General features: G+C 73.8%; 8 protein-coding genes. All 8 read left to right on the forward strand.

Annotation, left to right across the window (positions count from 1 at the left end; genetic code table 11):
- Positions 1–92 precede the first annotated feature (92 nt).
- The 8 genes from AB0J08_RS11690 (at position 93) to AB0J08_RS11725 (ending at position 9,738) form a co-directional block, all read left to right on the forward strand.
- Positions 93–899 (forward strand): SAM-dependent methyltransferase, encoded by an 807-nt coding sequence (locus AB0J08_RS11690; protein ID WP_360630818.1) that lies wholly within the window; start codon positions 93–95, stop codon positions 897–899.
- A complete protein-coding gene (locus AB0J08_RS11695; protein ID WP_360630821.1) occupies positions 896–3,010 on the forward strand; it encodes an EAL domain-containing protein in 2,115 nt (704 codons plus the stop codon). Before AB0J08_RS11690 ends, AB0J08_RS11695 begins: the two co-directional genes overlap by 4 nt.
- 475 nt (positions 3,011–3,485) lie before the next feature.
- Positions 3,486–4,358 carry a glycosyltransferase family 2 protein gene (locus AB0J08_RS11700; protein ID WP_360630824.1) on the forward strand — a complete coding sequence of 291 codons (873 nt, stop codon included), beginning with the start codon at positions 3,486–3,488 and terminating at the stop codon, positions 4,356–4,358.
- Positions 4,355–5,665, forward strand: coding sequence for a glycosyltransferase family 2 protein (locus AB0J08_RS11705; RefSeq protein WP_360630827.1), 1,311 nt, complete (start codon positions 4,355–4,357; stop codon positions 5,663–5,665). The genes AB0J08_RS11700 and AB0J08_RS11705 overlap by 4 nt, the downstream gene beginning before the upstream one ends.
- 13 nt (positions 5,666–5,678) lie before the next feature.
- On the forward strand, positions 5,679–7,046 hold the full coding sequence (locus tag AB0J08_RS11710) for a hypothetical protein (RefSeq protein ID WP_360630830.1): 1,368 nt from the start codon (positions 5,679–5,681) through the stop codon (positions 7,044–7,046).
- Complete coding sequence (locus tag AB0J08_RS11715) at positions 7,043–7,984, forward strand: glycosyltransferase family 2 protein (protein WP_360630833.1); 942 nt, start codon at positions 7,043–7,045, stop codon at positions 7,982–7,984. The genes AB0J08_RS11710 and AB0J08_RS11715 overlap by 4 nt, the downstream gene beginning before the upstream one ends.
- A complete protein-coding gene (locus tag AB0J08_RS11720) occupies positions 7,981–8,796 on the forward strand; it encodes a polysaccharide deacetylase family protein (RefSeq protein ID WP_360630836.1) in 816 nt (271 codons plus the stop codon). Before AB0J08_RS11715 ends, AB0J08_RS11720 begins: the two co-directional genes overlap by 4 nt.
- Positions 8,797–8,883: 87 nt before the next feature.
- Positions 8,884–9,738, forward strand: coding sequence for a glycoside hydrolase family 16 protein (locus AB0J08_RS11725; RefSeq protein WP_360630839.1), 855 nt, complete (start codon positions 8,884–8,886; stop codon positions 9,736–9,738).
- Positions 9,739–9,845 lie beyond the last annotated feature (107 nt).

Here is a 9,845-nt window from a genome sequence, read left to right on the forward strand (position 1 = left end):
AGAGGAGGATCTTTTGTGCTTGTAGTCTCATCAGAACCAGCTGTCCCAGAAGGCTGCTGGTTTACCGGAACCGGAGCGAAGGAGTCCCGAGGATGCGGCGACCGAACTGGGTACCGGAGGGCACGGACCTGGACAAACCGAACGCCGCGCGGGTCTACGACTACTACCTCGGCGGTTCGCACAACTTCGAGGTGGACCGCGAGATGGCCCGCCAGGCCATCGCGCTCTGGCCGGAGCTGCCCCAGATCATGCGCTCCAACCGGGCCTTCCTGCGCCGCGCGGTGCAGTTCGCCGCCGAGCAGGGCATCACCCGCTTCCTGGACATCGGCTCCGGCATCCCGACCTTCGGCACCGTGCACGAGATCGCCCGGGCGATCCGCCCCGAGGCCGAGGTGGTCTACGTCGACCGCGACCCGGTCGCCGTCGCGCACAGCCGGCTGCTGCTGGCGGACGACGAGGACTGCTCCGTCGTCCAGGCCGACGTCCGCGACATCGACGACCTGCTCGGCCGCCCCGAGGTGACGGCGCTGCTCGCGGCCGGCGAGCCGGTGGCCGTGCTGCTGGTCGCCGTCATGCACTTCGTCAGCGACTCCGAGGACCCGTGGAAGCTGCTCGCGGTGCTGCGCGAGGCGCTCCCGCCGGGCAGCGCGCTGATCCTCTCGCACGCCTCCCTGGAGGGCCGCCCCGACCAGGCCGAGGACCACCAGAAGCTCTACCGGATGACGCCCACCCCGCTGACCATGCGCACCCGCGAGCAGATCACCGCGATGTTCGCCGGCTTCGAGCTGGTCGAACCCGGCGTGGTCTACCTGCCGCAGTGGCGCCCCGACCAGCCCGAGGCGGTCGGCCGCCATCCCGAGCGGATGACCGGGATGGCGGGCGTGGGGTTCCGCCCGTGAACGAAGCGCCGGTACCGGGCACCGCCGAACGGTTCCACGAGGACTGGGCGCGGCTGCTCTCCGGCGACCACGGTACGGCGGTCCACCCCGGCCAGCTCGGCAGACTGGTCTCCCGGACCGCCGCGCTGCTCCACCGCGCCCAGCTGGGCGAGCCGTTCGAGCCGCTGCTGGCCACCCAGGCCGGCGCCGAACTCGTCGACGCGCACTTCACCGACCCGGTGGTGCTGGCCCGGGCCGTCGAGCTGCTCCACGAACAGCCCGCCACCGACGACCGCGGGCCCGCGCTCTGCGGCGCCTTCGCGGCCGGCTGGGCGGCCGCCCTGCGCGAGCGGACCCTGCGCGAGCAGGAGGCCATCCGCACCGCCGCCGACACCGCCCGCCGGGAGGCCGAGCGGGCGCTGCGCGCCTCCGAGGCCCGGTTCCGCGCACTGTTCGAGAGTGCGGCGATCGGCATCGGCATCGGCGACACCGAGGGCAACATCCTCGCCGTCAACAAGGCGCTCCAGGAGCTGTTCGGGACCGCCCCGGAGGACATGCGGGGCCGCCGGGTCGGCGACCTCGTCCACCCCGAGGACACCCCCGGCGTCTGGGAGGCGTACGAGGAGCTGATCAGCGGCAAGCGGGACTACTTCCAGGTCGACAAGCCGTACTACCGGCAGGACGGTGAGGTGGTCTGGACCCACCTCACGGTCTCGCTGATCCGCGACGACGACGGCCACCCGCAGTACCAGGTGGCGATGCTGGAGGACATCACCGACCGCTACCGGCTCCAGGAGCGGCTGCGCCACCAGGCCACCCACGACCCGCTGACCGGGCTGCCCAACCGGGCCGCCTTCTTCGAGCGGTTGGAGAAGCTCTTCGAGGAGCCGGATCCGGGCGCCCGGTTCGGCCTCTGCTACGTCGACCTCGACGGCTTCAAGGTGGTCAACGACAGCCTCGGCCACGACACCGGCGACCAGCTGCTGGCCGCCGTCGCCACCCGGCTGAAGGCCGCCCTGACCCCGCTCGGCCACCTCGTCGCCCGCCTCGGCGGCGACGAGTTCGTCGTGCTGCTGGAGAACTGCCGGGGCGAGCAGGAGGCCGTCGCCGCCGCCAAGACGGTGCTGAAGGCGCTCGCCGGGCCCGTCCTGATCGGGGATCACAAGCTCGCCGTCGGCGCCAGCGTGGGCGTGCTGGAACGGCGTGTCTCGACCACCACGCCGGGGGCCGCCGTCCGCGCCGCCGACCTGACGCTGTACCGGGCGAAGGAGGCCGGCCGCGGCCGCTGGACGCTCTTCGACCCCAAGGAGAACGCCCGCGCGGTCAGCCGGTACGCGGTCTCGGTCCGGATGCCGGCCGCCCTCGACCGCGGCGAGTTCTTCATCGACTACCAGCCGCTGTACGCGCTGGCCGACGGCCGGCTCGCCGCCGTCGAGGCGCTGGTGCGCTGGCGTCACCCGCAGCTCGGCGTGCTGGGCCCGGACGAGTTCGTCACCACCGCCGAGGAGACGGGCCTGATCATGCCGCTGGGCCGCTGGGTGCTGGAGCAGGCCTGCGGCCAGGCGGCCGACTGGATCAAGCGGTTCGGCGACGACGCGCCGCAGCTGAACGTAAACCTGGCGGTCCGTCAGGCCCGCAGCGCCGCCCTGGTGACCGACCTCGGCCGGATCCTCGACTCCACCGGCCTGGACCCGGCCCGGCTCCAGCTGGAGATCACCGAGTCCACCGTGGTCGGTCCGGAGGACGAGGCGCTGCGCACCCTGCACGGGCTGGTCGACCAGGGCGTCTCGCTCGCCGTGGACGACTTCGGCACCGGCTGGTCCAACCTCGCCTATCTACGTGACCTGCCGGTCTCCGGGCTGAAGATCGCCGGTTCCTTCGTCGGCGACCTGCACGATCCGACCAAGGACGCGGCCACCGGCTGGCGGATCGTCAGCGGGCTGGTGTCGATGGCGCACGCGCTGGGCCTGACCGTCACGGCCGAGGGCGTGGAGACCCGCCGGGACGCCGAGCGGCTGCGCGGCATCGGCTGCGACTGGGCGCAGGGCTGGCACTTCGGGCGGCCGGTGCGGCCGGCCGAGATCGCCCGCCGGATCGCCGAGGAGCCGGAGGGCCGGCCGGTCGGCGGCTGATCGGTGGCTGATCCGAGGCGGATCGGGGTGGCCCCCGGGGGCGGGTCCGGTGGCGGGTTCGCGGTGGCGGGCGGACGGTGCCCGGTGGTGGCCCCGGGGAGGCCGTGCGGCGGCCGCCGGCCGGGCCCGGTGACGAAGACCCAGCCGATCAAAGATGGAAAAATCCGGACAAACCACTTGACGTGGCGCCGGTCACCTGGGCACGATGAGGCCCTGGCACACTCCGTACTCCGGTACGGGAAGCACATTCGGCCAGTTCGACAGACCGGCGCTTCGGCGCCCGAGAGCCGGCGGCGCACCCCTCACCCGGGCCACCCCAGCCGCTCTCCACCGTTTCGGCAGCCCCTCCGGGGTTTCCTTCCCGGGGCCCTGCCCCCCGCGCGCCAGTGTCGCGCGACCGGGCCCGCCCCGTCACACCAGGGGCCGCGCCGTGCTCCGGCGCCGCCCGCCGCCTCCTTCCGAGAGGCCGCCCTCGATGAGCACCACCCTGCCCCCCCACGTCGTTCCGTCCGCGGACCACGACGGCCGGCCGCAGCGCCGCGCCGAGGACCGGGCCGCGGCCAGACGGCCGCAGCGCCGCGCCGAGGACCGGGTCGCCGCCCGGCGGCCGATGCGCCGCGCCGGGGACGGCGTCGCCAGTAGCCACAGCGTCACCCTGGTCGTCCCGGCCCAGAACGAGGCCCGCAACATCCCCTGGGTGTTCGAGCAGATCCCTCGCTGCGTCGACGAGGTCATCCTGGTCGACGGCTCCTCCGACGACGCCACCGTCCCGATGGCCCGGCACTGCCTGCCGACCGTCCGCAGCGTCCAGCAGAGCGGGCCCGGCAAGGGCAACGCCCTGCGCACCGGCTTCGCCGCGGCGAGCGGCGAGTACATCGTCATGATGGACGCCGACGGCTCCATGTGGCCCGGCGAGATCCCGCACTTCCTCCACTTCCTCGACCACGGCTTCGACTTCGTCAAGGGTTCCCGGTGCATCGCCGGCGGCGGCTCGCTGGACCTCACCAAGGTCCGCTCGTTCGGCAACCGCGCCCTGCTCGCCGTGGTCAACCGCCTGTACGACGCACGACTCACCGACCTGTGCTACGGCTACTGCGCCTTCCGCCGCTCCTTCCTGGACGCGCTCGACCTGCGCTCCTCCGGCTTCGAGATCGAGGCCGAGATGATCGCGCACGCGCTGCGCTCCGGACTGCGGATCGCCGAGGTGCCGAGCCTGGAACTCCCCCGCCGCAGTGGTCGATCCCACCTGCACGCCGTCTCCGACGGCCGCCGGGTGCTGAGGACCCTGATCACCGAGCGTCCCGGCGCCCGGTCCTCGGCGGCCGCCTCCGCGGAGGAGCGACGATGAATGGCTCCGACCGGCGCACCGCAGCTGCCTGCCCGCGCTCTGCCGCCCGCGACTCGCTCTACACCCCCGTCCGTGTCGTCGACCTTGACCTGGACGATCCGAGCGGGCTGCACTCGCCCGGTGGTCTCGGCGCCGTCGACCCGGTTGGCCGCGTGTTGGCGTTGGTGCGGCTGCACGGACACCCGCTCGGCTTGGTCACGGCCACCGGAACAGCGGGCGACAGCGCCGCGCTGCGCCGGGCGCTGGTCGACGCCGCCCACCGGGAACTCCCCGTTCCCGCCCTGTCCACCGCGACACCCGCGGCGCGGCCCGGTCGGGTCGGCCGCGCCCGGGTGCCCGCGGGCCCGATCACGGTCAGCGTGGTCGTCGCCACCCACAACCGGGAGGACATGCTGCGGCAGTGCCTCGACTCCGTCCTGCGGAACGGCTATCCGCACGTCGAGGTCATCGTCGTGGACAGCGCCCCGTCGAGTGACGCCGCCGAACGACTGATCCGGGACGGGTACGCCGGCCGCGTCCGCTACCTGCGTGAGCCGGTGGCGGGCGTGGCCCGGGCGCACAACCGGGCGCTCGCCGCCGCCCGCGGCGAGGTGATCGCCATCGCCGACGACGACACCCTCGTCGACCCGCGCTGGATCTCCACGCTCGTCGAGGTCTTCCGGTCGGACGACCGGGTCGGCTGTGTCACCGGCCTCATCCTGCCCGCGGAGCTGGAGACCCCGGCCCAGGCCGCTCTCCACGAGCACGGCAGCTTCGACAAGGGCTTCGCGACCAGGTCCTGGTCGCTGCGGAGGCCGCCCGCCGATCGTCTCTTCCCGTTCACCGCGGGCAAGTTCGGCTCCGGCGCGAACATGGCGTTCCGTACCGACGTCCTGCGCGCCTTCGGCGGCTTCGACCCGCTCATCGGGACGGGCAGCCCGGCGTACGGCGGTCACGACCTGCTGGCCTTCTTCCAGGTGATCGCCAACGGCCACACGCTGGTCTACCAGCCGGAAGCCATCGTCTGGCACCGGCACCGGCAGACCGAGGAGGCGTTGCTCAACCAGGCCTACGGCTACGGCGCGGGCCTCGGCGCCTACCTCGTGGCGGCCGCCGTCCGGGAACCGCGGATGCTGCCCGAGCTGCTGCGCAGAACGCCTCGCGGCATCGCCTACGCCGCCTCCCGGGCCCGCGGGCGCCGGACGTCGGCCGGCCTCGGCTCCCGCTCGTCGCGGCTCTCGCGGCTGGAGTTCCAGGGGCTGCTCTACGGCCCGATCGGCTACCTCCACAGTCTCTTCCGCAGCCGGACGACCCCCCGGACGAGGTGATGACGCCATGGCCGTGAGCACGTCCGAAACGGACCCGACCATCCGGACGATCGGCTGCGGCTGCCCGACGGAGCTGCCCTGCGAGTGCTCCTACCGCACTCTGGTGCGCGCCCGGCTCCGGGCCACCCGGGTCAGCGAGCCGCTCCTGCGCAACGGACACGTACTGACCCTCAGTTCGCTGGTCACGGCCGTCCTGGGGATGGCCTTCTGGATCGGTGCCACCGCCTGGTACAGCGCCGACACGGTCGGCCGCAGCGCCGCCGCGCTCGCCGCCGCCAGCCTGCTGTCCGGGATCGGCCAGCTCAACCTCGGCGACGCCCTGATGCGCTTCCTGCCGACCGCCGCCGGGCGTACCCGTCGGCTGGTGCTGCGCTCCTACGTCGCGAGCATCGCGGCCAGCACCCTGGCCGCGGTGGCCTTCCTGGCCCTGATTCCGCTCATCGCACCCTCCCTCGCCTTCCTGCGCAGCCCCGTGGTGGCGGCGGCGTTCGTCGCCGCCACCGCCGGCTACTCGCTCTTCGTCCTCCAGGACGGAGCGCTCACCGGGCTGCGCCACCCCAAGTGGGTGCTGATCGAGAACGCGCTCTTCGCGGCGGCCAAGGCGGGGCTGCTGGTCGGCTGCGCGTTCCTGGCGCTGGAGACCGGCATCCTGCTCTCCTGGAGCGGGGCGCTGATCATCTCCCTGGTGATCACCAACTTCTACCTCTTCTGGCACGCCGTGCCCGCCCACCAGCGGGCCGAGCCGGTCGGCACGCCGCAGCGGAGCTTCGCGCGCTACGCGGTCGCGGACTACGTCGGCTCGCTCTGCCGGCTGACCGCGTACAGCGTGGTGCCGCTGCTGGTGCTCTCCCAGCTCGGCGCCGAGCAGAACGCCTACTTCGCGCTGGCCTGGTCCGTCTCCTACACCTTCTACCTGGTGGCCCTCAACATGGGCAGCTCGCTGCTGGTGGAGGCCGCCCGTGCGCCCTGGCGGGTGGCCGAGCAGGGCCGCCGGGTGCTGCGCCACGCGGGCGTGCTGCTCACCGGAGCCGTCTTCGTGGCGGTGTTCGTGGCGCCCTGGCTGCTGTCCCTCTTCGGCGCCCAGTACGCCGACCACGGCACCACCGTGTTGCGGCTGCTGATCCTGTCCGCCCTGCCCAACCTGGTCGTGGACGTGGCCGTCGACGTGGCCCGCGCCCGGCGGCGGATGGGCTGGGTGGTGGCGCTCCAGGGCACCCTGTGCGTCCTGGTGCTGGTCCTGGCGGCCGTCCTGATCCCGGTACTCGGTGTCAGCGGCGTCGGCTGGGCCTGGCTGCTGGGCCAGTGCGCGATCGCCGTGCCGCTCCTCCTCCTGCTGCGGCGCTGGCTGCCGCGCACCGACGCCACCGGGGGCCCGCGATGAGGACCGCGACCGAGCCCAGCCTGACCGTGATCGTCTGTACCTACACCCTCGACCGGTGGGACGACCTGCGGGCCGCGATCGGATCGGTCCTCGCCCAGCGGCGACCCGCGGACGAGATCGTGCTGGTCGTCGACCACTGCCCCGAGCTGGTGGCCCGCGCCGCCGCGGAGCTGACCGGCGTGCGCATCGTCGAGAACCGGGAGCGGCAGGGCCTCTCCGGTGCCCGCAACACCGGCACGGACACCGCCCACGGTGACGTGGTCGCGTTCCTTGACGACGACGCGGTGGCCGACCCGGACTGGACCGAGCGGCTGCTGGCCGGGTACCGCGACCCCCGGGTGCTCGGCGTGGGCGGGCTGGTCCGCCCGGCCTGGGAGACCGGCCGCCCGCGGTGGTTCCCGCCCGAGTTCTACTGGGTGGTCGGCTGCTCCTACCGAGGTCTGCCCGAACGACCCGCGCCGGTGCGCAACTTCATCGGCGCCAACATGTCCTTCCGGCGGTCGGAGATACTCGCCGCCGGCGGCTTCCGCACCGACCTCGGGCGGGTGGGCACCCGCCCGCTCGGCTGCGAGGAGACCGAGCTGTGCCTACGGCTGGCCGACCGCCGACCGGGGGCGCTGCTGTACTACGAACCCGCTGCGGCGGTCAGGCACCACGTGCCCGGCGGCCGGGCGACCTGGTCCTACTTCCGGTCCCGCTGTTACGCGGAGGGCCTGTCCAAGGCCACGGTGGCCCGCCACGCCGGACGGCGGCGGGCACTGGCCAGCGAACGCGGCTACCTGCGCTCGACCGTGCCCAGCGCTCTGGTGCGGGCACTGTCGCCGGGCGGTGTGCTGACCGAGGCCCTCGCGCTGGTCGCGGGCGTCGGTTCCACCGTGCTCGGCTACGGCGTCGGCCAGGCGCACGCCGCGCTGCGGCGGAGGGCAGGCGCGCGATGACCCCGGTACCCGTCTTCCTCTACCACTCGGTGTCCGACACCCCACCCGGGTGGCTCGCCCCCTACACCGTCCCGCCCCGGACGTTCACCGAGCAACTCGACCGGATCGCGGACAGCGGCCTCACCGTCGTCCCGTTGCACCGGCTGGTGACCGCGCTGCACGGCGGGGCGCCGCTGCCGGAGGACTGCGCGGTGCTGACCTTCGACGACGGCTACGCCGACTTCTACTGGACGGTGGCCCCCCAGCTCGGCGAACGGGACCTGCCGGCCACCCTGTTCGTGACCACCGGTGCCGTCTCCGTCCCCGGCGGGCCGCCCGGCCGCAGCCTGCTTCCGCCCACCGAGATGCTCAACTGGCGCCAGCTCACCACCCTGGACACGCTCGGCGTCGAGATCGGAGGGCACACCGTGACCCATCCGCAGCTGGACACGCTGGCGAGCAGCCGGGCCTACGAAGAGGTCATGCGGTGCCGGACGGTGCTGGAGGACGCGCTCGGCCACCGGGTCGTCTCCTTCGCCTACCCACACGGCTACTCCAGCGCGGCCGTGCGCCGCCAGGTGCGCAGGGCGGGCTGGACGTCGGCCTGCGCGGTCGGCAACGCGATCAGCTCGGACACCGACGACCCGCTACGGATCTCCCGGCTGATGGTGTGCGCAGACACCCCCACCGAGGTCTTCGAGGCCTGGACGCGGCGGCGCGGCGCGCCCACCGCCCCGTACCCGGAACGGCTGCGCACCAAGGGCTGGCGGGCGTACCGCCGCCTGACGGCCTCCCTCGGCCATCCGGCGGGCGGCCCGCCGCCGCAGGAGTGAGGCGGACCCCGGCCGGGCCGCACGGCCGGCGGGATGCGACCGGCAGGCCCGGATGGAACCCTGGGGGGACGAGCGTCGGGAGGCCACATGCAGCACCGTCGCGGACACCGCACCTCACGCCGGTGCCGCGGGCCGGCGCGGTTGGGCCGCCTGGGGGGCGCGCTGCTGCTCGCGGCCGCCGCGGGCTGCACCGGCCACGAGGTCACCGCCCACTCCTCGACCGGGCCCGTCCGGGGGGTGGAGAACGCCCTGCCGGCCGGCATCGCGGGCCAGTGGCACCTGGTGTTCGACGACGAGTTCGACGGCACCGCCCTGGACACCGCCAAGTGGTCCACCGGCAATCCCGACCCGGCCCGCCCGGGACGGATCACCGAGCCCGTCAACGACGACGAGCTCGACTGCTACGACGCCGGCCAGGTGTCCGTGCGCGACGGCGCGCTGCACATCACCGCGGTCGAGCGGGAGGAGAGCTGCGGGGGCCGGACGCTGCCCTACGTCTCCGGCATGGTCAACAGCAAGGGCAGGTTCTCGTACACCTTCGGCGCGATGGAGGCCCGGCTCCACCTGCCCGCGGCCTCGCCCGGTGTGATCGCCAACTGGCCGGCCTTCTGGTCGGTCGGCGCCCAGTGGCCCAAGGGGGGCGAGAACGACGTGGCCGAGGGCCTGCGAGGGAAGCTCTGCTCGCACTTCACCTCGGACGTCGCCTCCACCGGCCGCTGCACGGACGACGACTTCACCGGCTGGCACACCTTCGGTGCCGAGTGGCGGCCCGGCCGGGTGGACTACTACCGCGACGGCGTGCTGGCCGCGACGATCGCCGAAGGCGTGACGTCGGAGCCGCAGTGGCTGATGATCGACAATGCGGTACAGCCGGCGGTCGGCGGGCCGACCGTGGTGCCGGCCGACCTCCAGGTGGAGTACGTCCGGGTCTGGCAGAGCTGACCGCCGTCGGGGGGGCCCGGCCCGCGCGGACCCCCCGGGCGGCGGGCGGGCGCCCCCCCCCCCGGGGGCGGGGCGCGGGGGGCCCGGGGGGGGGGGGACGCGGGGCG

Source organism: Kitasatospora sp. NPDC050463 (assembly GCF_040655255.1).
Taxonomy (GTDB): domain Bacteria; phylum Actinomycetota; class Actinomycetes; order Streptomycetales; family Streptomycetaceae; genus Kitasatospora.

Bases quoted from the DNA above. Each gene is read 5' to 3' on its own strand.
- AB0J08_RS11700 (WP_360630824.1), top strand. From the start codon at position 3,486: ATGAGCACCACCCTGCCCCCCCACGTCGTTCCGTCCGCGGACCACGAC.
- AB0J08_RS11705 (WP_360630827.1), top strand. From the start codon at position 4,355: ATGAATGGCTCCGACCGGCGCACCGCAGCTGCCTGCCCGCGCTCTGCC.
- AB0J08_RS11715 (WP_360630833.1), top strand. From the start codon at position 7,043: ATGAGGACCGCGACCGAGCCCAGCCTGACCGTGATCGTCTGTACCTAC.
- AB0J08_RS11720 (WP_360630836.1), top strand. From the start codon at position 7,981: ATGACCCCGGTACCCGTCTTCCTCTACCACTCGGTGTCCGACACCCCA.
- AB0J08_RS11690 (WP_360630818.1), top strand. From the start codon at position 93: ATGCGGCGACCGAACTGGGTACCGGAGGGCACGGACCTGGACAAACCG.
- AB0J08_RS11725 (WP_360630839.1), top strand. From the start codon at position 8,884: ATGCAGCACCGTCGCGGACACCGCACCTCACGCCGGTGCCGCGGGCCG.